A 23,762-nucleotide genomic window follows, 5' to 3' on the forward strand; every position below is an offset into this window, starting at 1 on the left:
ACTGCTGCTGCTGGTGTGGTGCCCGCTGATCCTCAACCTGGTGGACACGCGGTACCGCGCGGCCACCGGCATGTCCGCCGACGTCTACCTCGGCCGCTGGCTGCTGATCACGGCCGTGCTCTTCGGCGGCTCGGCGCTGCTGCTGGTGCTGCGGGGGCCCGGCGTGCGCAGGGCGACGAAGCGGCGCCCACCGGCCGTCCACTGAGCGGCCGTCCGCCATCCGGCCCGGTCCGCGATCCCGAGCAGGGCCGGGGTGCCTATCCGGGCCCACGGGAACGGATCGCCGGCGGCTTCCCGGTCGTGGCGCACGACCCGCACCTCGGCGTGCTCGTCGACGTCCTCCGGGTCCGTCTCGGCGATCAGCAGGCCGCCGGGACGCAGGAGTTGCGCCATCCGGCGCAGCAGGGCGCCGGGGTCGCCGCCGATGCCGACGTTGCCGTCCATGAGCAGGACGGTCCCCCAGCGGCCCTCGGCGGGCAGCGAGCCGAAGACGGAGCGGCGCAGGGCCTGGCCGCCCACGGTGATGGTGCGGGTGACGGCGGCCTCGGAGACGTCGACACCGAGCACGGTGCGGCCCTGGGCGGCGAGTTCCGCGACCAGCCGGCCCGGTCCGCAGCCGACGTCCAGGACGGTGCCCTCGCAGCGGGCCAGCGCCGCCCGGTCCACCGCGTCCGCGTCGGCGCACCAGCGCTCCACCTCCAGGGGGAGCAGCCGGCCGTCGGCGTGGCGCAGGAACAGCGGGCCCCGGCCGCTGCGCAGGGCGGCGGTGTACGGATCGCAGGCCGCCCAGGCGGGCGGGGCGCCGGCCGTGCTCATCGGCCGGCCGCGCAGTCGGCGAGGCGCGCGGCGAAGGCGCCGTGCGGCGCCAGGGCGGCCACGGCGGCGGCGTCGGCGGCGGTGTCGACGTCCCGCAGGCTGGGCAGGTCCCGCACCCGCAGTCCGGCGGCCACCAGTCGCTCCCGCTGCACCGACCCGGTCGCCGCTGTGGACATGGGCACACCGCGCAGCAGCGCGGGCTCGGGGCGGGCCAGGCCCAGCGCCCAGAAGCCGCCGTCCTCGGCCGGGCCGAAGTACGCGTCGCAGTCCGCGAAGTCCACGGTGAGCAGGGCGGGGGTCACCTGCGGGGTGTCCATGCCGATCAGCAGGGCCGGGCCGGCGCAGTGCGCGAAGGCGTCGGCGAGGCGGTCGTCCAGGCCGCCCGCGCACTGCGGGACGACGTCGAAGCCGGGCGGGAGCCAGGGGCCGGGCCGCCCGTCCAGGACGAGGAGCCTGCGGGTCGCGGGGGTCCCGGCCACGGCGCGCAGGGTGTCGAGCAGGGAGGCCTCGGCGAGGGCGGCGGCCTGGGCGGGGCTGAAGGGCGGGGTGAGGCGGGTCTTGACCCTGCCGGGTCGGGGCTCCTTGGCGATGACCAGGAGGGTGGTCATGGTGCGGTCTCCTTCTGTGGCACGGGGCGGTGCGACTCCTCGGGGCGCGGGGAACCGCGCGCTCAGCCGCCGTCGGCGTCCGGCCGGGGGTGGACGGCGGGTGGCTCCTTCAGGACCGCGCTCATGTCCCGCACGGCGTGCCACGTGCCGCGCCAGGTGCCGGTGACCTTGGAGGTGCCGGTGCGGGGGAGATAGGGGACGTCGTGCTCGGCGACGCGCCAGCCGGCGTCGGCGGCGCGCACCACCATCTGCAGGGGGTAGCCGCTGCGCCGGTCGGTGAGGCCGAGGCCGAGCAGGGCCTCCCGGCGGGCGGCGCGCAAGGGGCCCAGGTCGTGCAGGCGCAGACCGGTGCGGTGGCGCAGCAGCCGGGCCAGCGCCAGGTTCCCGGCCCGGGCGTGGGCCGGCCAGGCGCCCCGGGCCTGCGGGCGGCGCCGGCCGAGCACCAGATCGGCCCCGCCGCCCCGGACCTCGCTGACGAACGGGACCAGGTGAGCGGGGTCGAGGGAGGCGTCGCAGTCGCAGAAGCACACCACGTCGGCGGTGGCGGCGAGCAGCCCCGCGTGGCAGGCGGCGCCGAAGCCCCGCCGTTCCTCGGTGACGACGGTGGCGCCGAGGGCGCGGGCGATGCCGGCGGAGCCGTCGGTGGACCCGTTGTCGACGACGAGGGCGCGCCAGCCGGGCGGAATGCGCTCCAGTACCCAGGGCAGGGCCTCGGCCTCGTTCAGACAGGGCAGGACGACGTCCACGCCGATGGGGGACGGTGAGGTGGTCACGGCGTTCACCCTACGAAGTCGAACCAGGACGAAAAGGACACCCGCTCCTTACGAAACCCGGACGTCGGAGCCGGGACCGGGCCGCGGCGGCGGCTTGGTGCCAGGGTGGGAGCATGCAGCAGCAGCCATACGCATCACCGGACACCGGACGGCGGCAGGACACCCGGGGCCGGATCCTCGTCGTGGACGACGACCCGACCGTCGCCGAGGTCGTCGCGGGCTATCTGGACCGTGCCGGGTTCGCCGTGGACCGCGCCGGTGACGGGCCGGCCGCCCTGGAGCGCGCCGCCGAGCACCGGCCGGATCTGGTGGTGCTCGATCTGATGCTGCCCGGCATGGACGGCCTGGAGGTGTGCCGCCGGCTGCGCGCGCGGGGCTCGGTGCCGGTCGTCATGCTCACCGCCCGCGGTGACGAGGACGACCGCATCCTCGGCCTGGAGGTCGGCGCCGACGACTACGTCACCAAGCCGTTCAGCCCGCGCGAACTGGTGCTGCGGGTGGAGTCGGTGCTGCGCCGCGCCCTGCCCGCCGCACCGCGCGGCCGGCTCGGCGCGGCCGGTCTGACCGTGGACCCAGAGGCACGGCGGGCCACCAAGGACGGGGTGGAACTGCTGCTGACCCTCAGGGAGTTCGACCTGCTCGCCTTCTTCCTGCGCCACCCCGGCCGGGCGTTCGGCCGGGAGGAGCTGATGCGGGAGGTGTGGGGCTGGGACTTCGGAGACCTGTCGACCGTCACCGTCCATGTCCGCAGGCTGCGCGGCAAGGTCGAGGACGATCCCGCCCGGCCCCGCCTCATCCAGACCGTGTGGGGCGTCGGCTACCGCTTCGACGCCACGGGGAAGGAGGCGGTCTGACGTGCGCGACAACCTCCTCATCGCCCTCTACGCGTTCCTCGGCGCCGCCGCCACCGGCCTCGTCGGCGCGGCCGTGCTGCGCCTGATCCGCAGACGCTCCCTCACCGCCTCGCTCGCCGTGGTCGCCGCCGTCGGGGTGATGGCCATGCTCGCCGGGACCATGGCCGTGGCCCAGGCGATGTTCCTGTCCGCGCACGACCTGCGGGTCGTCACCGCCGTCGTCGCGATGGCCGCCGTCGTCTCCCTGGCCACCGCGCTGCTGCTGGGCCGCTGGGTCGTCGCCCGCAGCCGGGAACTCACCGACGCGGCGCGGCACTTCGGTGACGGAGGCGCCTTCGCCGCGCCCGCCGTCCCGGCCACCGCCGAACTGGACGCGCTGAGCCGGGAGCTGGCCGCGACCAGCGCCCGGCTGGCCGCGTCCCGGGACCGCGAACGTGCGCTGGAGACGTCCCGGCGCGAGCTGGTCGCCTGGATCTCGCACGACCTGCGCACCCCGCTGGCCGGGCTGCGGGCCATGTCGGAGGCGCTGGAGGACGGGGTGGCCACCGATCCGGACCGCTACCTCAAGCAGATCCGCACCGAGGTGGACCGCCTCAACGAGATGGTCGGCGACCTCTTCGAGCTCTCCCGCATCCACGCCGGGACGCTCCCCCTCAGCCCGGCCCGTGTCTCCCTGTACGACCTGGTCGGCGACGCCCTCGCGGGAGCCGGCCCGCTCGCCCGCGAGCAGGGGGTTCGGCTGGTCGGGGACGAGGTGGAGCCGGTGCCGGTGGAGGTCGACGGCAAGGAGATGAGCCGGGTGCTGGCCAATCTGCTGGTGAACGCCATCCGCCGCACCCCCGCCGACGGCACGGTCGCCGTGGCCGCCGAGCGCGCGGCCGGCGGTGTGGTGCTGTCGGTGACGGACGGCTGCGGCGGCATCCCCGAGGAGGACCTGCCCCGCGTCTTCGACACCGGCTGGCGCGGCACCGACGCCCGGACACCCCCGGCGGGGGCGGGGCTCGGCCTGGCGATCGTGCGGGGGATCGTGGAGGCGCATCGGGGCCACGCCTCGGTGCGCAACATCCCGGGCGGCTGCCGCTTCGAGGTGACCCTGCCGGCCGCCACCCCCTGAAGGCCGCCCCGCGGCCCCCGGTGGCTGAGCGCACGGCGCCGGACGCGGCGCGCCGCACGGCGGAGGGCCGGCCTCGGGCCGGGCGCGTTCGGGCGAGTCGACCACGCGGCGCGCTGCCGTGGCCGTCGTCGAGCGACCTGCGGGGACCGCGGGCCGGCCCCGCGGCGCTCGCACGGGCGCCGCGACGGCTCCGCTCGGTGCGGCGGAAGCCGGCGCGCGGCCGCGGCCGCGCGACCGCTCACCGCACCCGGGTGAACTCCCGCATCCCCTCCGTGAAGCCCACCTCCGGCTTCCAGCCGAGTTCCGTGCGCAGGCGGGAGGAGTCCGCCGTGATGTGGCGGACGTCGCCGAGCCGGTACTCACCGGTGACCAGCGGCTCGGGGCCGCCGTGGGCGGTGGCGAGGGCGCGGGCCAGGTCGCCGACCGTGTGCGGCTCGCCGCTGCCGGTGTTGTACGCGGTGAGCGTCCCGGGGGCGGCTCCGGCCTCCAGCGCGGTCACGTTGGCGGCGGCCACGTCGCGCACATGGACGAAGTCCCGGCGCTGCCGGCCGTCCTCGAACACCCGTGGCGGCTCACCGCGTTCGAGGGCCGAGCGGAAGAAGGAGGCGACGCCGGCGTAGGGGGTGTCGCGGGGCATCCGGGGGCCGTACACGTTGTGGTAGCGCAGCGAGACGGCCGTGCCGCCGGTGCAGCGCGCCCACGCGGCGGACAGGTGCTCCTGGGCGAGCTTGGTGGTGGCGTAGACGTTGCGCGGGTCGGCCGGGGCGTCCTCGGCGACCAGTCCCGGGGTCAGCTCGGCCCCGCAGGCGGGGCAGTCCGGCTCGAAGCGGCCGGCCGCCAGCGCGGCCTCGGCACGCGGGCCGGGACGTACGACGCCGTGCGCGGGGCACTCGTAGCGGCCCTCGCCGTACACCACCATCGAGCCCGCCAGCACCAGCCGCCGCACACCCGCCCCCGCCATCGCGGAGAGCAGGACGGCGGTGCCCAGATCGTTGTGCGAGACGTACTCGGCCGCGTCCGCGACGCCGTCGCCGAGGCCCACCATGGCCGCCTGGTGGCAGACCGCGTCCACTCCGGCGAGCGCCCGGGCGACCGCCGCCGGGTCGCGCACGTCGGCCCCGGGATCGTCCCGGACGTCGTACACGACCGGCTCGTGCCCGCGTGCCCGCAGGGCGTCGACGACATGGGACCCGATGAACCCGGCACCGCCGGTGACCAGTACACGCATACGTCCACGCTAGGCCCGGTCCCGGTCCCGGCCCCGCGCGGCGGACGGCGCGTCACCGGTCCGTAAGGATCCCGCCATCGGCGGCCGGGCCGGGCCGGGGCGCGCCGGGCTGCGGCCGGGACGGTGCCGACGGCGGAGCACGCCGTCCGGGTGAGCCGTGTCCGGCGTCCCGTCCCGGCCGTGCGCGGCCCCCGGTGCCCGGACCTCGCGGGGGAGCGCCGCTTCAGCGCCGCGGGCCGGCCGCCGCGGGTTTCGGGGTCTTCGCGGACGGCACCTTCACCAGGTCCACGTCCTGCTCGCGGACGTAGGCGAGCCGGTGCCCGAACTGGATCTCGAAGTAGCGCTCCCGCCCCTTCACCACCGGGTTGGGGACGGCGCCGAAGGACTTGCCCGCCCAGGAGCCGAGCACGCTGGACCGGGTCACGTACCGCTGGCCCGCGCGCAGGTCGTACGGCAGCGGCGACTCGGGCTGCTCGTCCACGCCGTCCGGGTAGGCGCTCTCGTCCGGCAGCGCGCGCCCGAAGACCGGGATCTCGCTCAGGCCCTCCTTGGGCGTCACCATGCGGCCGGCCGCGCCGACGGCCGTCGGGTGCTGCTTCGGGTTCTTGAACCAGGCCTTGTTGCCCTGGAACCAGATCGCCGTCCAGTCGCCGCTGCGCCCGGCGACCGCGAACGTCTGGCCGGCCGAGACCCGTGAGCCCAGGTCGTTGACGTCCTCCGTGGAGTCCTCGCCGTCCGGGTGCCGGCCCATGTCCTGGATCAGCGGCGCGTCGTCGGACGGCTCGGTGCGCAGGCGGACGGCGCTGGACCCGTGCGGGGCGCACGGGTCGCCCTTGCCCGTGCAGCCGGTGAACTTCGGCTTGTGGGTGGCGTAGTCGGGCAGCACGGTCACCATGGGGCTGTCCGCTCCGGCCGTCGCCTTCAGCGGGGCGCCGAGCAGGTCGAAGTAGTGCCGCCAGTCCCAGAACGGGCCGGGGTCGTCGTGCATGTCGGGGATGGAGTCGGCGGTCGGGGCCGGCACGTTGTCGTGGCCGAAGATGTGCTGCCGGTCCAGCGGGACGCCGTACTTCCTCGCCAGGTAGCGCACCAGGCGGGCCGAGGTCCGGTACATGGTCTCGGAGAACCAGGCGTCGGGCTGGGTGAGGAAGCCCTCGTGCTCGATGCCGATCGAGCGGGCGTTGACGAACTGGCTGCCCGAGTGCCAGGCCTCGTCCTTGGTCTTGATGTGCTGGGTGACGTGCCCGTCGTGGGAGCTGATCGAGTAGTGCCAGGAGGCCTCCGTCGGATCCTGCACGGTCTGGAACATGTTCGGCAGGATCGCCTCGGTGTCGTGGATGACGATGTAGTCGATCTTCTGGTCGCGGGGCCGGTCGGCCAGGTCGTGGTTGCCGTAACCGCCGTCGTCGTCGGTGACGTCGTAGGACGCGCTCAGCCAGGAACAGGACAGCTCCGGCGGGCACTCGGGGTCCTGGGCCCGCTGCGGGCCCGACCGGCCGGCGGGGTTCCAGCGCACCTCGGGGCGGGCGGCCAGGCTGACCCGCTGACCGACGTCGGTGGTGCGGTGCGCGCCCTGCCGGATCACCTCGAAGACGTCGTGCGCGTACGTCGCCGCCTCCGCCTTGTCGCTGGAGCCGGAGAAGCGGGTCACCGCGTCCCACCAGTCCGCCGGGTTCTTGCTCAGCGGTTTGCCGAGCGCCTTCTGGGTCGCCGCCAGCAGGGCGGCGCCGCCGCGCACGTTGGCGGCGGCGTCCAGCCGCAGCCGGTCCGTCGCCTCCCCGGTCAGGCGGGCGGCCCGGTGCAGGTCCGCCGCCTGCTGCTCCGGGCGGCCGCGCGCGGGCCGTGCCGCGGGGCGCGGCGAGGGTCCCGCCGCCCCCGTGATGCCGGTGTCCACCAGGTGCATCGGACCGTAGCCGCCGCCGGTGCTGGGGACGCCGGGATGGGAGTCCCAGCGCGACTGCAGATAGGACACGCCCATGAGGACGCTCACGGGTACGTGGTAGTGCTGCGCGGCGGCCGCGAAGTCGTCCTGGAGCCGCCCGTCCTCCGCCCCGCCGTCGTCGGACGGCGGCCAGGCCAGCAACGGCAGCAGCAGCGCCGCCGAGGCGGTGGCGCAGATCAGGCCGTTGCGTCCGCGTACGGCGCCGGGGACACGGGACATGACACGACTCCACATACGCAAGTGCCTCCGACCGCGCTCGTGCTGCACAGAGGGGGAGCGAGTGCTCCACGCCACCCCTCGTACGCTGCCGTGCCCACCGCGCCACGTCGCGCCAAGGGTCACCGGCGTGGACCAGTGACCCCGCCCAGGCCACCCGGTCGGCGGCGTGGCCGCCCGGTGGCTCAGTCGCTCTCGTCCTCGACCGGGTCCACCCGCCAGTCGGGGTGCCCGGGCATCGGCGGGGTGTGCGGCCCGTACAGCCACGGCCTCAGAAACGGTCCCAGATCCCGTCCGGTGACCTCGGAGGCGAGCGCGACGAAGTCGGCGGTGCCGGCGGCCCGGCCCCGGTAGCGGGTCACCCACGTCCGTTCGATCCGCTCGAAGGTCTCCTCGCCGACCTCCTCCCGCAGCGCGTAGAGCACCAGCGCGGAGCCGTCGTAGCGGATGTTCCGGAAGAGGGCCGGCTCGGTGGGCTCGGCGGGCGCCCCGTCGTCGTGCCGCCACTGGTCGTGCTGCGCGTAGGCGTCCCGCATCGCGTCCTCGAGGGAGACCCCGCCGTGCGCGTCGGAGTAGAGGCGTTCGTAGAAGCGGGCGTGCCCCTCGCTCAGCCACAGGTCCGACCACCGCCGCAGGGCGACGCTGTCGCCCGTCCACTGGTGGGCCAGCTCGTGCACCAGGTCGCGCTCGGCGTGCACCCGGTCGCCCAGCAGGCTGTCCCTCGGCACGACGGACAGCGACTGGGTCTCCAGCGCGACCGGCAGGTCGGTGTCGGCGACCAGCACGCCGTAGCGGCGGAACGGGTAGGGGCCGAGCCGCTGTTCCAGCCAGGACAGGTGCTGCGGGGTGAGGGAGCGGTACTCCCCGGTGTCCGCGACCAGGTCCTGCGGCACCACGTCCCGCACCGGCAGCCCGTGCGGCCCGGTGCCGTCGGCGAACTCGAACCTCCCGATCGCCACCTGGACGAGCTGGGCCGCGATCGGCTCCTCGGAGTCGTAGGTCCACCGGACGCGTCCGCCCGGCTGCCGCTTCCGCTCGACGAGCCGGCCGTTGGCCACCGCCTGGCGGTCCGCCGGGGTGGTGATGCGGAAGGTGAACGGCGCCCGGACGCTGGGGTGGTCGTCGGCCGGGAAGATCATCTTGGCGCCGTCGGGCTGCGGGTAGAGCACGGTGCCGTCGGGGGTGGGCACCCAGCCGTACTCGCCGATCGCGTCGCGGCGGTGGCGGCGCAGGCCCGGGTCGGCGGTGTAGGTGACCCGCACGGTGAAGGCGGCGCCGTCCGGGACCGGCCGCGCCGGGGTGACGACGAGTTCGTCGCCGTCGCGTTCCGCCCGCGCGGTGCGTCCGTCGACGGTGACCGTGTGCAGCGTGTTGCCCGCGAAGTCCAGGTCGAAGCGGGACAGGGCCTGGGTGGCGGTGGCCGTGATGGTGGCGCCGGCCTCGAACGGCGTGCCCGGCGCCCGCCAGTCGAAGGCGAGGTCGTAACGGCGCACCGTGTAGCCGCCGTTGCCGTCGAGCGGCAGCAGCGGGTCGCCGATGCCCCGGGCGCCGGGGGAGGGGGCCGCACCCGGCGCGCCCGCGCCGGAGCCGGGGGCCCGGCGGGCCGGGTGGGGGGCGACGTGACCGCTCTGACAGGAGAGGGCGCCGGCCACGAGGACGGCGCAGGCGAGCCCGAGGGCCGTACGGCGGCCGTGCGGGCCTGCGGAGCGGGCGGGGCTGCCGGACCTCGTGTGGTTCATGGCCGCACTATGTCAGCAAAGCGGTGAATCATCTCTTATTTTCCTATCAACACTTTCGTGCCTGTCTGTCACTTTCTCGGATGGTTTGCGGCATAGTGGCGGGCGTCTTGGCACCGGCCCCAGGAGGAAACGCATGCTCGGCACCGACTTCCGCACCGGATCGCCTGTCTGGCTCGACCTCGGAAGCCCGGACACCGACGCGAGCGCGGCCTTCTACGGGGCGGTCTTCGGCTGGCAGTTCGCCTCCGCCGGGCCGGAAGCGGGCGGCTACGGGTTCTTCCTGAAGGACGGCAGGACCGTCGCCGCGCTCGGGCACCTCACCGAACCGGGCGCCGCCCCGGCCTGGATGACGTACTTCCACACCGATGACATCCAGGCCACGGCTCGTGCCGTGGTCGCGGGCGGCGGCACGGTGCGCGTCGAGCCGATGAGCGTGGGCGAGGGCTCGATGGCCCAGTTCACCGACCCCCAGGGCGCCCGGTTCGCGGTGCTGCGGTCCCCCATGGGGCTGCAGCGGACCTCCGAGGACGACGCCCTGGTGTGGGTCGAACTGCACACCACCGACCCCGACGCCGCGGTCCGGTTCTACGGCGGGGTCTTCGGCTGGCGTTCGGCGGACATGACGGCGCCCGGCATGACGTACCAGGTGCTCAGCATCGCCGACGGCGACCAGCAGGAGGGCGCCTTCGGCGGGGTGGCCCCGCTGCAGGGGGGCCAGGGGGACCCGCGCTGGGTGCCGTACTTCGCCGTGTCCGACCCGGAGGCCGTCGTCGCCGCCGCGCGGGCCGCGGGCGCGACGGTGCTCATGCCCGCGGTGGACGTCCCGGACGTCGGCACCATCGCCTGGCTGAGCGCGCCCGACCGGTCCGTGTTCGCCGTGCTGCGGCCGAACCCGCGCCAGGGCTGAGGCGTCCCCCGCCGGGCGGACCGGCCCTCGGCCGCCCGGGGTGTTCTGTTACGCCGTTCCGGTGCCCCTCCCGCCGCAGTTCGGCGCTCCGTCCCCGCGCCGCGCATTGAATGCACCGTGCCGCGTGAAGGGCGTCCGCTCCGTGCCGTCCCGTCGCGCGTCCACGAACATGCCCGCGTAGCCGGTGCCCCGCGGGCACCGGAGGAGAAGGGACTCGGATGCGCGTACTGCGCCGTCTCCTGTGGAGCGCGCTCGCCTCGACGCTCCTGCTGTTCGGGGCCGTGCCGGCCCCCGCCCAGGCCGCCGGAGCGCACCTCCGCCACGACAGCCGCGCCTGCCCGGTCGCCCACCGGACGGCGAGCCTGACCAAGGCGCCGCCCGCCGGGCTGCAGAACTACTACCGCGACGACTGGCGGCTGGGCCCCAGCCACCTGCCCGGCAGCGGCCCCGTCGCGCGGATGCTCAAGGGCTGGAAACCGCAGGACGGCACCTCCTCCTACTGGTTCCTGGGCTGCTACTGGCAGACCGACCAGCAGAACGTGTCCGGCTGGTGGTACCCGGACAACAACGGCTTCGTGCTGCGCGACGGCCGCCCCGTGCAGAAGGCCGAGACGCTCCGCAGGGGGCGGCTCGTCGACCTGTTCGGCAGCGGCCGCGGCAACTTCCTGGCGCCGGCCGGCACGCCGTACGCCGAGCGGGCCATCCCGCCGACCAACCTGGACGAGTACGACCCGGCCGCCCCGCCGTTCAACTACCACCTCTACCGCGTCATCGAGGACTTCACGGTCCAGGCCGGCCCCATCAGGCCCTGGTTCGGACAGCCGGGACTCGGCCGGCAGTTCATGACGGCCAGGAGCGTCCCGGACCTGATCGCCACCGGGAAGCTGAAGGAGATCACGCGGGCGGCGTAGGTCCCGGACGGCGGGCCCGGCCCATCGGCCGGGAGCGCGGAACGCCACCTGCCGGCGGGCGGCCCCGCCGGTCTCCTCGAGGGTGGGCAGCGGGGCGGCCCGGGTGTGCGGGGCGCCGCCGGCCTCGACGGTGAGGCCGACGGCGGCCATGGACGCCGCGTCGGGGAGGTCGACGACGAGCACGACGCCGTCGGCCCCGAAGGCCCGAGCACACCCGGTACGCGGGCTTCCGGCCGGCACGCCGGGAGGCGCCCACCGGACGCCGCTCCTCTACGGGCGAAGCCTGCCCGGCGCCGCACCAAGGGCCGTCCCGTGATCCCCGGTGGGGGCGGCGCACGGCGTCGGATGCGGTGCGTCGCACGGCGGAGGGTCGTCCTCGTGCCGGGCGTATTCGGGCGATCCGACAGCGCGGCGAGGTGCCGCAGCCGTCGTCGTGCGCCCGCCGGGGATCGCGGGACAGCCCTTAGGATCCGTAGTCATGGCACTGACCGTGCACGACGTGGACCGGTTCGAGGCGTCCAGGCCCCGCCTCGAGGCCGTCGCCTACCGCCTGCTCGGCTCGGCGGCCGAGGCGGAGGACGCCGTGCAGGAGACGTTCCTGCGCTGGCAGGCCGCCGACCTCGGCCGTATCGAGGTGCCCGAGGCCTGGCTGACGAAGGTGCTCACCAACCTGTGCCTCAACCAGCTCGCCTCGGCCCGTGCGCGGCGCGAGACGTACGTCGGCCAGTGGCTTCCCGAGCCGCTGCTCGCCGGGGACCCGATGCTCGGCCCCGCCGACACCGCCGAGCAGCGCGAGTCGGTCTCGTACGCGGTCCTCACCCTCCTGGAGCGGCTGTCCCCCAACGAGCGCGCGGTGTACGTGCTGCGGGAGGCGTTCGACTACCCGCACCGGGAGATCGCCGAGATCCTCGACCTCACCGAGGCCGCCAGCCAGCAGATCCTCCACCGCGCCAGGAGCCACCTCGCGCGGGGCAGGGCCCGCACCGAGATCGACGAGGCCGCCGCCCGGCGGATCGTGGAGGAGTTCCTGGCGGCCGCGACCAGCGGCCGGACCGAGCCCCTGGTGCGGCTGCTCACCCAGGACGCCGTCGCGATCGGTGACGGCGGCGGCAAGGTCCCGGCCCGCAGCAAGGCGTTCGAGGGCGCCGTCGCGGTCGCGAAGTTCCTGCGCGGACTGTTCAAGCCGGGCAAGGCCAAGCGGGCCCTGGTCGGCGGCTCGCCCGAGGTCCACGCCGCGACGGCCAACGGCGGCCCGGCCGTCGTGGTGGTCCTGGACGGCCGGGTCATCGGCGTCCTGTGCCTGGAGGTCACCGCCGACGGCATCGCCGCGCTCCGCAGCCAGATCAACCCCGACAAGCTGCAACGCGCGACCGGTCGCTGGGCGGCCGCCGACCACGGAGCACCCCTGTTCCACGCCTTCTGAACCCGATGTGACCCGCTTCACATCGGGAACCTGTCAGGAAACGGCGGGCCGCCCGGTTCAAGGGGCGAATCCGCTGAAGACAGGAGCAGGGACATGCAGCACCGCATCGTCGTCCTCGGAGCCGGATACGCCGGGGCCGTCGCCGCCGGACGCCTCGCCCGGCGGCTGCGCCCCGAAGACGTCGCCATCACCCTCGTCAACGCCCAGCCCGACTTCGTCGAGCGCGTCCGGATGCACCAGCTCGCGGCCGGCCAGGAGCTGCGGCCCCGGCCCCTCGGCGCCATGTTCGCCGGCACCGGCGTCCATCTGCGCCTCGGCGAGGTCACCGGCGTCGACGCCGACCGGGCGAAGGTGGCCGTCACGACCGCGGACGGCGCCGAGGAACTGGCGTACGACACCCTCGTGTACGCCCTCGGCAGCGGCTGGAGCGACCAGGGCGTCCCCGGCACCGCCGAACACGCCCACGAGATCGCGGGCCGTGCCGGCGCGCTCCGGCTGCGCGAGCGGCTGGCCGGCCTGGAGGCCGGCCGGGCCGTGGTCGTGGTCGGGGGCGGACTCACCGGCCTGGAGGCGGTGACCGAGATCGCCGAGGCCCGCCCCGACCTCGACGTGGCCCTCGTCGCGCGCGGCGGCCTCGGCGACCGGCTCTCGCCCAGGGGCGGCCGTCACCTGCGGAAGGTCCTCGGCCGGCTCGGCGTCACCGTGCACGAGCACGCCACCGTCACCGCCGTCGAGGCCGACCGGGTGGTGACCGCCGGCGGCGGGACCATCCCGGCCGCGGTCACCGTGTGGACCACCGGCTTCGCCGTCCACCCGATCGCGCGGGCCACCACCCTGGAGGTCACCGGCACCGGCCGGATCGTGGTCGACGGCACCATGCGCTCGGTGTCCCACCCGGACGTCTACGCCATCGGCGACGCGGCCATGGCGACGGGCGCCGCCGGCCTGCCGCTGCGGATGTCCTGCGCCTCGGGCGTGCCCACCGCATGGCAGGCCGCCGACGCCATCGCGGCCCGCCTGACCGGCGGGAAGCTGCCTAACGTGCCGCTGCGCTACGTCAACCGGTGCGTGTCACTGGGCCGCGGCGAGGGCCTGATCCAGTACGTCACCGCCGACGACCGGGCCGTCCGGGCGGCCCTGACCGGACGGCTCGCGGCCCTGTACAAGGAACTGGTCTGCAAGGGCGCGGCCTGGGGCGTCGCCCATCCGACGCTCGGCGTCCCCGGCCGGCGCCGCCGCGTCGTGCGGCAGCCGGTCCGGGCGGTCCGGACCGCCGCGTGACCGCGCGGGCCGGGACACCCCCGCGGTGACGGTCGCCGCTGCCACGCCTCTCGGGTCTCCCTGGTCCCGGTGGCGGCAGCGCGGCGGTCCCCCCGGCATGCGCGGCCCGGCGAACACTGCCGGGCACCGGCAATGCGCCGGCCGCTGCCGGTCGGGCAGCATGGCGGGCGGGGAGCAGCACGGACGGCTCCGGTGCCGGCACCGGCAGGTGCCCGGCGCCGGGCCGCGTTCGCCTGCCGTCGACCGTGCCGCCCGCGCCGCCGGCCGGCGCGGAAGGCCGAGAACGTCCGTACCCGGGAGGCCCGATGATGACGTCGTTCCTGATCCCACCGGCCGTCGCGGCGCTGATCACGGCGCTCTGCACGGCCGTGCTGATCCGCCGGGACCGCCGCCGGATGACGTCGTGCGCCGAGCCCCGCGACGACCCCTCCGGCCCCCGCCCGCCGGGGAGTCGACCGGTCGGACCGGTACGGGGCGGGTCCCGGGACGCCTCGCGGGCGGACGGGGCGGACACGTTCCGCAAAGGCCGTGTGCCGCCGAGGGAGGACCCGCCGGCCCGGAGCGCCGTCCGGCCGGTGTAGTTTCGCGCCGTGTCCCCGGCCTTCGTCCTCCTCGGTGCCCTGGCGGCCCTGCTCGCCGTGATCAACGCCGCGCAGGCCGTCCTCGGCCGCCAACTCGTGAGACCCTCGGCGAGCACCCGCCCGGCCCGCCGGCTCCGCGCCGAGTCGGCGGTGGCCGCCGTCGTCCTGTCCGGCGCCTCGCTCGCGGCCTTCGGTGTCCTGGCGGGCGGTCCGTGGCCCGCGCTGGGCGGCGCCGTGATGCTGGCCGGCTGGATCGCCCTCGTCCTGGTGCGCCGGCGGTTCACCGCCCGGGCGTAGCCGGCCCGCGGCCCCTCAGGTGAACCCGACGGCACCGGGGCCAATCCGTCCTCCGTCCTGCTCCGGATTACCCGCGCAAGGCTGATCACGCAGCGCGGAGGAGAGACGATGGAGCGGACGTCGCAGGTCCCCGACGGCCCGGCACACACGACGCGCGCCGGACGGCGGACGGCGGTGGTGGGGTCCGGGGTGGCGGGACTGACCGCCGCCCACCTCCTGGCCCGCGCCGGTCACGTCACCCTGTACGAGGCCGACGACCGGCTCGGCGGACACGCGCACACCCACGAGCTGACCTCCCCCTCGGACGGCCGGGTGCACCGTGTCGACTCCGGCTTCATCGTGCACAACCGGCGGACCTACCCGAACCTGCTGCGACTCTTCGACGAACTCGGCGTCGAGACGCGGGAGTCGGAGATGAGCATGTCGGTGCGGTGCGAGGGCTGCGGTCTCGAGTACGCGGGCGCCCGCGGCCCGGCCGGGCTCTTCGCCCAGCCCCGCAACCTGCTGCGCGGCCGCTATCTGCGGCTGCTGTCCGAGGTGCCCCGCTTCCACCGGGCCGCCGGAAGGCTCCTGGCCGAGGGGGCCGACGAGAGCCTCACCCTGGGCGGGTTCCTGGACCGGGAGGGTTTCTCCGCCTACTTCCGCGCCCACTTCATGACGCCGGTGGTGTCGGCCGTGTGGTCCTGCGACGCCGCCACCGCCCAGCGCTACCCGGCCGCCTACCTGTTCCGGTTCCTGGAGCACCACGGGATGCTGTCGGTGACCGGGTCGCCGGTGTGGCGCACGGTGAGCGGCGGTTCGCGCGAGTACGTCGACCGGATCGCCAAGCAGCTCCCCGAGGTCCGTACCGGCACGCCCGTGCGAGCCGTGCGGCGGCACACCGACGGGGCCGACGTCACGACCGGGGACGGCAGCACCGAGTCGTACGACGCCGTGGTGATCGCGGTCCACCCGGACCAGGCCCTGCGGCTGCTCGCGGACGCGAGCGGACCGGAGCGCGAGGTGCTGGGGGCCTTCCGCTACTCCCGCAACAGCACACTGCTGCACACCGACACCGCGCTGCTGCCCCGGGCCCCGGGCGCCCGCGCCTCCTGGAACTACCTGATGCCGGCGTGCGCGGCCGACGCGGACCGGGTGCGGGTCAGCTACGACATGAACCGGCTGCAACGCCTGGACGCCGACGAGACGTTCGTGGTCACGCTCGGCGGTGAGGACCGCGTCGCACCCGGCCGGGTGCTCTCCCGCATGGTGTACGAACACCCCGTCTACACGCCCGAGTCGGTGGCCGCGCAGCGGCTCCTGCCCGAACTGAACGGCCCGGTGTGCGCGTTCGCGGGCGCCTACCACGGCTGGGGTTTCCACGAGGACGGCTGCCGCTCCGGCGTGGCGGCCGCCGCCGCGCTGGGAGCGCGCTGGTGAACACCGCGAGCGCCCTCTACCCGTGCACGATCACCCATGTGCGTACCGGCCCCACGCGCCACGCGCTGCGGCACCGCACCTACCTGTGGCTCGTCGACCCCGACCGACCGCCCCGCCTGCCGCGCCTCCTGCGGCCGCTCGCCCGGTTCGACCCCCGCGACCACTTCACCGGCGACCAGCCCTCGATCCGGGCCGGTCTGGACGCCTTCCTCACCGAACACGGCGTCCGCCTGGACGGCGGACGCGTCACGATGCTCACGCACGCCCGCGTCTTCGGGCACGTCTTCAACCCGCTCTCCCTGTACTGGTGCCACGGGCCCGGCGGCGAACTGCGCTGCGTCGTCGCCGAGGTGCACAACACCTACGGCGGCCGGCACTGCTACCTCCTGCGTCCGGACGCGACCGGCACGGCCCGCACCGGCAAGGAGTTCTACGTCTCGCCGTTCTTCCCGGTCGACGGCGCGTACCGCATGCGGCTGCCACCACCGGCGCAACGGCTGGACCTGACCGTGCACCTGGACCGAGCGGGCGGCCGGGCCTTCACCGCGACGGTGCGCGGCACCCGGCGGGCGGCGACCCCGGCGGCGCTGCTGCGGCTGGCCCTGCGCCGCCCCTGGTCCACGCTCGCCGTCTCGGCCGCCATCAGGGCCCACGGCATACGCCTCTACCTGCGGGGACTGCCCGTCCAGCCCCGGCCCCACGACCACCGCATCCCGGAGAACACGACATGAGGACAGCAGGACCCGGCACCACCCCGGACGGACGCGGCGCACCGGCGGCCCCCACCGCCGGCGTACCCGTCGCACGATCGGCGCCGCACGCCCCCGCCGCACCCGGCGCACGCCCGGCGGGGAGTGCTCCCGCCGCCGTGCCCGCCACCGCCGGACCCGGGGCCCGGACCGGGCGCGCCACCGCCGACCCCGGCCGCTGGCCCGACGTCGCCCGCGTTCCCACCGCCTCGCGGGCGCGCACCGCCGTGACCGGGGCCCTGGTCCGCCGGGCCCTGCGCGGGCTGCCGCTGCGGGCCCGGTTCGCCGGCGCGGAGCCCGTCGGCCGGGGTGGGCCGCTGCTGGAGGTGCGTGATCCGGCCGCCTTCCACGCCCGCCTCGGCACCGGCGGCCTGGTCGGGTTCGGCGAGTCGTACATGGCCGGTGAATGGGACGCGCCCGACCTGGTCGCCGCCCTCACGGTGCTCGCCGCGCACGCCGCCGATCTCGTCCCGGCGCCGCTGCAACGGCTGCGTGGTCTGTGGGCGCCGCGGCACCCGGGCGAGGAACGCAACACACCCGACGGCTCCCGCTCCAACATCAGCCGCCACTACGACCTGTCGAACGACCTGTTCGCCCTGTTCCTCGACGACACCCTCACCTACTCCTCCGCGGTGTTCCGAGGCTTCCCCGCGAGTCCGGAACAGCTCGCCGCGGCCCAGCGGCACAAGATCGACCGGCTGCTCGACCTGGCCGGCGTGGGCGAGGGCACCCGCCTGCTCGAGATCGGCACCGGCTGGGGCGAACTGGCCCTGCGCGCCGCGGCCCGCGGCGCCCGGGTCACCTCGCTCACCCTCTCCCGGGAGCAGCGCGAGCTGGCCCTGCGACGGGTGCGCGCGGCACGGCTCGACGACCGGGTCACCGTCGAACTGCGCGACTACCGCGAGGCACGCGGCACGTACGACGCCGTGGTCAGCGTGGAGATGGTCGAGGCGGTCGGCGCGGAGTTCTGGCCGGTGTACTTCCGCGCGCTGGACGACCGGCTGGAACCCGGGGGCCGGGTCGCGCTGCAGGCCATCACCATGCCGCACGAGCGGATGCTCGCCGCCCGGGACACCTTCACCTGGATCCACAAGTACGTCTTCCCCGGCGGCATCATCCCCTCCACCCGGGCCATCGAGGAGACCGTCCGCGACCACACCTCGCTGCGCCCCGTGCGCCGCGACGCCTTCGGCGCCCACTACGCGGAGACCCTGCGCCTGTGGCGGGAGCGGTTCACCGAGCGCGCCGAGACGGTCGGGGCGCTCGGCTTCGACGAGACCTTCCGCCGTCTGTGGACCTTCTACCTCGCCTACTCCGAGGCCGGCTTCAGGGCCGGCTACCTCGACGTACAGCAGTACCTCTTCACGAAGGAGGGCACCGCCCGATGACCGCTCTCCAGCCTGCCGCCCGGCGCGGTGCCGCGCACCGGCTCGCCGCCCTCGCCGCGGAGACGCTCGGCGGCCCCCTGCCCGTGCGGTTGCGCGCCTGGGACGGCAGCGAGTCGGGCCCGGCGGACGCGCCCCTGGTCGTGCTGCGGTCCCGCCGCGCGCTGCGCCGCCTGCTGTGGCAGCCCGGTGAACTGGGCCTGGCCCAGGCCTACGTCACGGGCGAACTCGACGTCGAGGGCGATCTCGGCGACGGCCTGCGCACGATGTGGGCGGCCGCGAGGGAACGCGGCCTGCGCCCGCCCCGGCTCACCCCCGCCGACCGGGCCAGGGCGCTCGCCGCCGCCGTACGCCTCGGCGTCGTGGGCCCGCCGCCGCCCACTCCCGCCTCCCAGGCCCGGCTGCGCGGCGGCCTGCACAGCCGGATCCGGGACCGGGCCGCCATCAGCCATCACTACGACCTGTCCAACGAGTTCTACGCCCTCCTCCTCGACGACACCATGGCCTACTCCTGCGGCTACTGGGCGAGCGACGCCCCCGGTTTCACACCCGCCGACGCCCAGCGGGCCAAACTGGAACTGATCTGCCGCAAGCTCGCCCTGAAGCCCGGCGCCCGGCTGCTGGACATCGGCTGCGGCTGGGGGGCGCTGACCCTGCACGCGGCCGAACGGCACGGTGCCCTGGTCACCGCCGTCACCCTCGCGGCCGAGCAGGCGGCGTACGTGCGCGAGCGGGTGCGCGAGCGCGGCCTGACCGACCGGGTGGAAGTGGTGTGCCAGGACTACCGGGACATCGCGGGCGGCGGCTTCGACGCCGTCGGCACCATCGAGATGGGCGAGCACGTCGGCGACGCCGAGTACCCGGCCTTCGCCGCCGCCCTGCACCGGCTCGTCCGGCCCTGCGGTCGGGTGCTGGTGCAGCAGATGTCCCGCGGCCGCAGCGCCCCCGGAGGCGGGCCCTTCATCGAGGCGTACATCGCCCCCGACATGCACATGCGCCCGCTGGGTGGGACGACCGGCCTGCTGGAGGCGGCCGGTCTCGAGGTCCGGCACACCGAGTCGCTGCGCGAGCACTACGTCCGCACGATCACCGCCTGGCACCGCACCCTGGAGCACCGCTGGGCGGACTTCACCGCACTGGTCGGTGAGGAGACCGCGCGGGTGTGGCGGCTCTACCTCGTCGGCGGGGCACTGGCCTTCGAGGAGGGACGCATGGGTGTCGACCAGATCCTGGCCGTACGGCCCGGCCGGGACGGAGCCTCCGGTATGCCGGCGACCACGTCCGGCTGGTACGAGGGGCTGCGGAAGACGTGAGCGGTTTCCCGTGGGAGGCGTTCGCCCTCAACCTGGCCCGGGCCGCCGCCACGGTCCTCGCGGTCATGCTGGTGACCTTCGCCGTCGCCGTGCGCGCGGGCGTGCACCGGATCGTGGACGTCGCCTGGGGCATCGGCTTCACCGCCGTGGCCGCCGTGACCTTCGCGTCCTCCACCGGGCACGGAGACCCGGTGCGCAGGGTCCTGGTCACGGCGCTGACCGCGTTGTGGGGACTGCGGCTGGCCGTCCACATCGCCCGGCGGGGCCGGGGCCACGGTGAGGACCCGCGCTACGAGGCGATGCTGGCCAGGGCGCCCGGCAACCGGAACGCCTACGCGCTGCGCATGGTCTACCTGCTGCAGGCCGCCCTGGTCTGGCTGGTGTCCCTGCCAGTGCAGGCGGCGCAGTACGTGCCCGGACCGCCGTCCCTCCTCACCTGGGCGGGCGCCGCGCTGTGGGCGGCCGGCCTCGCCTTCGAGGCGGTCGGGGACGCGCAGCTCGCGGGGTTCAAGGCCGATCCGGCCAACCGGGGAAGGATCATGGACCGGGGGCTGTGGGCGTGGACCCGGCACCCGAACTACTTCGGGGACTTCTGCGTCTGGTGGGGCCTGTACCTCCTGGCCTGCGACTCGCCCGCCGCGGCGGCCGTCTCCCTGGTGTCCCCGGTGGTGATGAGCGTGCTGCTGGTGCGCGGCAGCGGCAAGCGGCTGCTGGAACGCCACATGGCCGGCAGGCCCGGCTGGGCCGCCTACCAGGCCCGCACCAGCGGCTTCTTCCCCCGCCCGCCGAGGCGTCCGTGACCGGCCCGGGCCGGCAGCCGGCGCCGGGCGGCGCCCTCGTACCGCTGCTGCTGCCGAAGCGTCCCCGCGCCGCCGTGCTCGTGCTGCACGGCGGCCGGGCGAACGACACCGGCCCCGCCCGCCCCTGGCACCCGGCGGCCCTGCGGATGCGCCCCTTCCACCGGGCGATCAGGGCCCGGCTGCCGCACGAGGACGTCCTGCTCGCAGCGGTGCGCTACCGCCTGCGCGGCTGGAACGGCGCCCACGCCGACCCCGTGCCGGACACCCTCGAGGCGCTGGCCGCCCTCGCGGGACTGGCGGGCCCCGTGCCCACGGTGCTGGTCGGCCACTCCATGGGCGGCCGGGCCGTGCTGCGCGCGGCGGGACATCCCCAGGTGCGTGCCGTGGTCGCCCTGGCCCCCTGGTGGCCGGCGGACGAACCGGTGCACCAGACGACGGGCCGTCACCTCGTCGTCCTGCACGGGGAGCGGGACCGCGTCACCTCACCCGCCGATTCGGCGGCCTGCGTCCGCCGGGCGCGCGGCACGGCGGACCGGGCGGCGATGGCGCTCGTAGGGGACGGTGATCACGCGATGCTGCGCCGGTACCGCCTCTGGCACGGCACCACCGCCGCCGTCGTCGCCCACCTTCTCGACCCCGCCGGCCACCCCGATCCGCTGCCGCCGCGGTGCTACGCCTCCGGGAGCGTGCCGGTGCTGTGACGGGCGGTGGGGTCCCTGCCGAGTTCGGCGGTGAACTGCGCGCCGGTGAGCAGGGCCAGGTTGGACAGCCACAGCCAGACGAGGAAGACCACGATCCCGGCGAGGGAGCCGTAGAGCCTGCTGTACGTGCCCAGGGTGGAGGCGTAGAGGGCGAACCCGGCCGAGACGACGAGCCACAGGACGGCCGCCAGGACACCGCCGGGCACGCTGTGGCCGTGCCGGCGGGCCTCGGCGGGACCGGTGTGGAAGACGACCACGACGATCAGCGCCACCAGGCACAGCAGCAGCGGCCGGCGCAGGACGTTCCAGGCCCAGGCCGCGGTGGTGCCCAGCCCCAGGACCCGGCCGGCGGTCTCGGCCAGCGGTCCGGTGAGCAGCAGCGCGAGGGAGCCGGTCAGCAGCAGGGCGAGCAGCGCGAGGGCGGTGAGGACGATGCGGTGCGCCTTGCGCCAGGGCGAGCGCACGTCCCGCACCCGGTGCATGAGGTGCAGGGCCCGGCGGAAGACGGCGAGGTAGCTGGAGGCGGACCACAGAGCGCTCGCGAGAGCGGCCACCAGCAGCGGCCATGTACCGCCGTCCACGGCCAGCATGCGGACGAGGGCGGCGTGCAGGTCCGCGGCGGACTCGGCGGGCGCGTACGCGGTGACGTGGGTGACGAAGTCCCTGGCGGTGTCCGGACTGATCAGGCCGAACGCCAGTACGGCGACGAGCATGGCGGGCAGCAGGGCCAGGATCGCGTAGTAGGTCAGCGCGGCCGCGTAGTCCGAGATGTCGTCGTTCCACAGGGACACCGGTGTGCGCCGCAGCGCCGGCCACCACGCGGCGAGCGGCCGGGCGCGTTCGGTACGACGGTCCGCGTCGTCGGGGAACGGGTCAGCGGACATGCGGCGTCCGGTGCCGGATGGCGCTGACGCGCAGCCGGGTGTGCGCGGTGTACGGGGCCGCCGACCGCTCCGCCTCCGCCGTCACGGCGCACAGGGCCGGGAGCACGTCGGCCGGCCGGGTGCCGGGGCCGAGCCAGACACGCAACCGCACCTCCAGGCGGCGCCGCGACCTGGGCACGACGCGGGCGCGGCCGCGGGCGACCCCGGGGACCGCCGCCGCGCGCAGCGCCAGCGCTTCCGCCAGGGCCCCGGAGCGCACCGTGCCGCCCGGTGCGGCCAGCGGCAGCGACCGGGCCGGGCCCGAGCGGAACTGGGCCAGGAACCACCAGGTGAACACGGCGGTCAGCACGGCAACGGCACCGAGGAGGGAGGGCGGCCACCAGTCCTCGCCGCGCAGCCGGTCCAGCCGGTCCGGGGCGGGCAGGCGGCCGCCGGACGGCACGGGCCACCCCGACGGCAGCCGGCGTGCGAGGGACGTGCCGGTGACCGAGAGCCACACGCCCATCGGCACGAGCACGAGACCGGTGACGCCGAGGAGCGACCGGTTGACGACGGTGCGGGTCCGGCGCATCACGACCTCCCTTCCACGACGCCGCCGGGGGCGGGGCCAGGGGCACCGTATCCGGCCTTCTCCCCGTCCGTCCGCGTCTCCGTGTCCGTGTCCGTGTCCGCGCCCGTGTCCGGTGCCGGTGGCTGCCACACGGCCTCCTGGACGAGCCCCACCCGCAGCCGCGGCGAGCGGCGCAGCGCGCAGGAGGTCAGCGCACCGCCGGCCGCGGCCGTGACGGCGGCCCGGGCTTGCGCGTGCTCCCCGAACAGCAGTCCGGCCCGCACGGTCACCCGGCGACGGCGCATCCGGACCCGGACCGGCCCGACGCCGGGCACCGCGGTCACCGCGTCACGCACCAGGGACTCGACGGCCGTGCGGTCCACCGTCGCCACGACCCCCGGCGCCGGGGTGCGCACGGTCGCCCGGCGGCGCAGCCCGGGAGTGGCGGCGAGGACGGCCAGCCACAGCCCGAGCAGGGCCGTCAGCACGCCCGCGGCGACCACGGCCGCGTCGCCCGGCCCGTGCCCGGGCAGCCAGTGCACCGCGAGGACCCGCCAGGCGGAGGCCGGCCGGTGCGCGGTGCGCACCCGGATCAGATCGGCGCCCAGGGCGCCGCAGAGCAGGGCCGCCGCCGCGGCGACCACGGCCGCCGGCAGCCGGCGCCCGGACCACGACCGCCTGGGCGTGTGTACCGGCGGGGCGGCCGTGGGCGCGGTCCCGCCCCCCGGGGCCGCCGTGTCCCCATCGCCCGGGGCCTGCGCCTGCCCGCCGGTCGCCGCGGGGCACAGCGCGGTGACCTCGATCCGTGCGGGGGGCACGTCGAGTCCGCTCAACTCCCGCGTGCGGAACGACACATGCTCCTGCACGCTCCGGACCGTCTCCGCCAGGGGCGCGGGATAGGGGAGCGTCATGCCGAGCGCGACCCCGGCCCGGCGCCCCCGCACGGACGCGGCGCTCTTCGTGGTCCGCGCGCCGGCCCGGCCCCGCAGCGCCTCGTCGGCCGCCCGCTCGCTGATCCGGCGCACGGCCCGGTCGGTGACCGTCGTGGTGCCCCGCCGGGCGGCGGTGGTCATCGGCGGCTCCGCTCGAACATCTCCCGCAACTCCCGGGCACCCGCGCCGCCCCCGGCCCAGCGGCCCGCCGCCCAGCCGGCCCCGCCGAGCGCGGCCACCAGCAGGAACGCGCCGAAGCCGCCGAAGTATCCGGCGAACGCCAGGGCCATCCCCGCGATCATCCCAACGAACGGCGCGTCCACGCCCGTTCACCTCCCGACT

23 protein-coding genes are annotated in these 23,762 nt (G+C 75.8%); 13 read left to right on the forward strand and 10 right to left on the reverse strand.

The features are described from left to right. Positions 1-84 precede the first annotated feature (84 nt). The 3 genes from MXD57_RS09255 to MXD57_RS09265 form a co-directional block, all read right to left on the reverse strand. A complete protein-coding gene (locus MXD57_RS09255; RefSeq protein ID WP_250400848.1) occupies positions 85-816 on the reverse strand; it encodes a methyltransferase domain-containing protein in 732 nt (243 codons plus the stop codon). Continuing rightward, positions 813-1,424, reverse strand: coding sequence for a TIGR04282 family arsenosugar biosynthesis glycosyltransferase (locus tag MXD57_RS09260; RefSeq protein ID WP_250400849.1), 612 nt, complete (start codon positions 1,422-1,424; stop codon positions 813-815). The genes MXD57_RS09255 and MXD57_RS09260 overlap by 4 nt, the downstream gene beginning before the upstream one ends. A gap of 62 nt (positions 1,425-1,486) precedes the next feature. After that, the gene (locus MXD57_RS09265; RefSeq protein ID WP_250400850.1) at positions 1,487-2,206 is read right to left on the reverse strand and encodes a glycosyltransferase family 2 protein; all 720 of its coding nucleotides are present in this window, start codon (positions 2,204-2,206) and stop codon (positions 1,487-1,489) included. A 104-nt stretch (positions 2,207-2,310) separates the two neighbouring features. On the opposite strand from MXD57_RS09265, the gene MXD57_RS09270 reads away from it, so the two are divergent. Both MXD57_RS09270 and MXD57_RS09275 read left to right on the forward strand, forming a co-directional pair. Beyond that, positions 2,311-3,051, forward strand: a complete 741-nt coding sequence (locus MXD57_RS09270) for a response regulator transcription factor (RefSeq protein ID WP_250400851.1) — start codon at positions 2,311-2,313, stop codon at positions 3,049-3,051. A gap of 1 nt (position 3,052) precedes the next feature. Beyond that, entirely contained in the window at positions 3,053-4,165 is a 1,113-nt protein-coding gene (locus tag MXD57_RS09275; RefSeq protein WP_250400852.1) for a sensor histidine kinase, read from the forward strand. A 238-nt stretch (positions 4,166-4,403) separates the two neighbouring features. Here MXD57_RS09275 and MXD57_RS09280 read toward each other — a convergent pair whose 3' ends face one another. The 3 genes from MXD57_RS09280 to MXD57_RS09290 form a co-directional block, all read right to left on the reverse strand. After that, on the reverse strand, positions 4,404-5,393 hold the full coding sequence (locus MXD57_RS09280; RefSeq protein WP_250400853.1) for an NAD-dependent epimerase/dehydratase family protein: 990 nt from the start codon (positions 5,391-5,393) through the stop codon (positions 4,404-4,406). A gap of 223 nt (positions 5,394-5,616) precedes the next feature. After that, positions 5,617-7,551 (reverse strand): N-acetylmuramoyl-L-alanine amidase, encoded by a 1,935-nt coding sequence (locus MXD57_RS09285; RefSeq protein WP_250400854.1) that lies wholly within the window; start codon positions 7,549-7,551, stop codon positions 5,617-5,619. Positions 7,552-7,733: 182 nt separating this feature from the next. Then, entirely contained in the window at positions 7,734-9,287 is a 1,554-nt protein-coding gene (locus MXD57_RS09290; protein WP_250400855.1) for a M1 family metallopeptidase, read from the reverse strand. Between the two features lie 133 nt (positions 9,288-9,420). On the opposite strand from MXD57_RS09290, the gene MXD57_RS09295 reads away from it, so the two are divergent. The 11 genes from MXD57_RS09295 (at position 9,421) to MXD57_RS09345 (ending at position 21,054) form a co-directional block, all read left to right on the forward strand. Then, complete coding sequence (locus MXD57_RS09295) at positions 9,421-10,194, forward strand: VOC family protein (protein ID WP_250400856.1); 774 nt, start codon at positions 9,421-9,423, stop codon at positions 10,192-10,194. A 218-nt stretch (positions 10,195-10,412) separates the two neighbouring features. Then, positions 10,413-11,105: a TNT domain-containing protein gene (locus MXD57_RS09300; protein WP_250400857.1), complete on the forward strand. Its 693-nt coding sequence runs from the start codon at positions 10,413-10,415 to the stop codon at positions 11,103-11,105. A 478-nt stretch (positions 11,106-11,583) separates the two neighbouring features. Further along, positions 11,584-12,528, forward strand: coding sequence for an RNA polymerase sigma-70 factor (locus MXD57_RS09305; protein ID WP_250400858.1), 945 nt, complete (start codon positions 11,584-11,586; stop codon positions 12,526-12,528). Between the two features lie 93 nt (positions 12,529-12,621). After that, positions 12,622-13,809 (forward strand): NAD(P)/FAD-dependent oxidoreductase, encoded by a 1,188-nt coding sequence (locus MXD57_RS09310; protein WP_250400859.1) that lies wholly within the window; start codon positions 12,622-12,624, stop codon positions 13,807-13,809. Positions 13,810-14,399: 590 nt separating this feature from the next. Further along, the gene (locus MXD57_RS09315) at positions 14,400-14,687 is read left to right on the forward strand and encodes a hypothetical protein (protein ID WP_250400970.1); all 288 of its coding nucleotides are present in this window, start codon (positions 14,400-14,402) and stop codon (positions 14,685-14,687) included. Positions 14,688-14,795: 108 nt separating this feature from the next. Further along, on the forward strand, positions 14,796-16,106 hold the full coding sequence (locus MXD57_RS09320; RefSeq protein ID WP_250400860.1) for an NAD(P)/FAD-dependent oxidoreductase: 1,311 nt from the start codon (positions 14,796-14,798) through the stop codon (positions 16,104-16,106). Continuing rightward, positions 16,103-16,837 carry a DUF1365 domain-containing protein gene (locus MXD57_RS09325; RefSeq protein WP_250400861.1) on the forward strand — a complete coding sequence of 245 codons (735 nt, stop codon included), beginning with the start codon at positions 16,103-16,105 and terminating at the stop codon, positions 16,835-16,837. Before MXD57_RS09320 ends, MXD57_RS09325 begins: the two co-directional genes overlap by 4 nt. Then, positions 16,834-18,243, forward strand: coding sequence for an SAM-dependent methyltransferase (locus MXD57_RS09330; RefSeq protein WP_250400862.1), 1,410 nt, complete (start codon positions 16,834-16,836; stop codon positions 18,241-18,243). Before MXD57_RS09325 ends, MXD57_RS09330 begins: the two co-directional genes overlap by 4 nt. Next, on the forward strand, positions 18,240-19,553 hold the full coding sequence (locus tag MXD57_RS09335; RefSeq protein WP_250400863.1) for an SAM-dependent methyltransferase: 1,314 nt from the start codon (positions 18,240-18,242) through the stop codon (positions 19,551-19,553). The genes MXD57_RS09330 and MXD57_RS09335 overlap by 4 nt, the downstream gene beginning before the upstream one ends. After that, positions 19,550-20,353, forward strand: coding sequence for a DUF1295 domain-containing protein (locus MXD57_RS09340; protein WP_250400864.1), 804 nt, complete (start codon positions 19,550-19,552; stop codon positions 20,351-20,353). The genes MXD57_RS09335 and MXD57_RS09340 overlap by 4 nt, the downstream gene beginning before the upstream one ends. Further along, positions 20,350-21,054: an alpha/beta hydrolase gene (locus MXD57_RS09345; RefSeq protein ID WP_250400865.1), complete on the forward strand. Its 705-nt coding sequence runs from the start codon at positions 20,350-20,352 to the stop codon at positions 21,052-21,054. The genes MXD57_RS09340 and MXD57_RS09345 overlap by 4 nt, the downstream gene beginning before the upstream one ends. Here MXD57_RS09345 and MXD57_RS09350 read toward each other — a convergent pair. From MXD57_RS09350 to MXD57_RS09365, 4 genes are read right to left on the reverse strand one after another with little or no spacing between them, the layout of a single operon-like run. Beyond that, positions 21,024-21,938: a YihY/virulence factor BrkB family protein gene (locus MXD57_RS09350; RefSeq protein WP_250400866.1), complete on the reverse strand. Its 915-nt coding sequence runs from the start codon at positions 21,936-21,938 to the stop codon at positions 21,024-21,026. The genes MXD57_RS09345 and MXD57_RS09350 overlap by 31 nt on opposite strands. Continuing rightward, the gene (locus tag MXD57_RS09355) at positions 21,928-22,509 is read right to left on the reverse strand and encodes an alkaline shock response membrane anchor protein AmaP (protein ID WP_250400867.1); all 582 of its coding nucleotides are present in this window, start codon (positions 22,507-22,509) and stop codon (positions 21,928-21,930) included. Before MXD57_RS09355 ends, MXD57_RS09350 begins: the two co-directional genes overlap by 11 nt. After that, positions 22,509-23,561, reverse strand: a complete 1,053-nt coding sequence (locus tag MXD57_RS09360; RefSeq protein ID WP_250400868.1) for a DUF6286 domain-containing protein — start codon at positions 23,559-23,561, stop codon at positions 22,509-22,511. The genes MXD57_RS09355 and MXD57_RS09360 overlap by 1 nt, the downstream gene beginning before the upstream one ends. Next, on the reverse strand, positions 23,558-23,743 hold the full coding sequence (locus MXD57_RS09365; protein WP_250400971.1) for a hypothetical protein: 186 nt from the start codon (positions 23,741-23,743) through the stop codon (positions 23,558-23,560). The genes MXD57_RS09360 and MXD57_RS09365 overlap by 4 nt, the downstream gene beginning before the upstream one ends. Between the last annotated feature and the right edge of the window lie 19 nt (positions 23,744-23,762).

Origin of the sequence: Streptomyces cellostaticus (genome assembly GCF_023630175.1) — a bacterium.
Classification (GTDB): domain Bacteria; phylum Actinomycetota; class Actinomycetes; order Streptomycetales; family Streptomycetaceae; genus Streptomyces; species Streptomyces cellostaticus_A.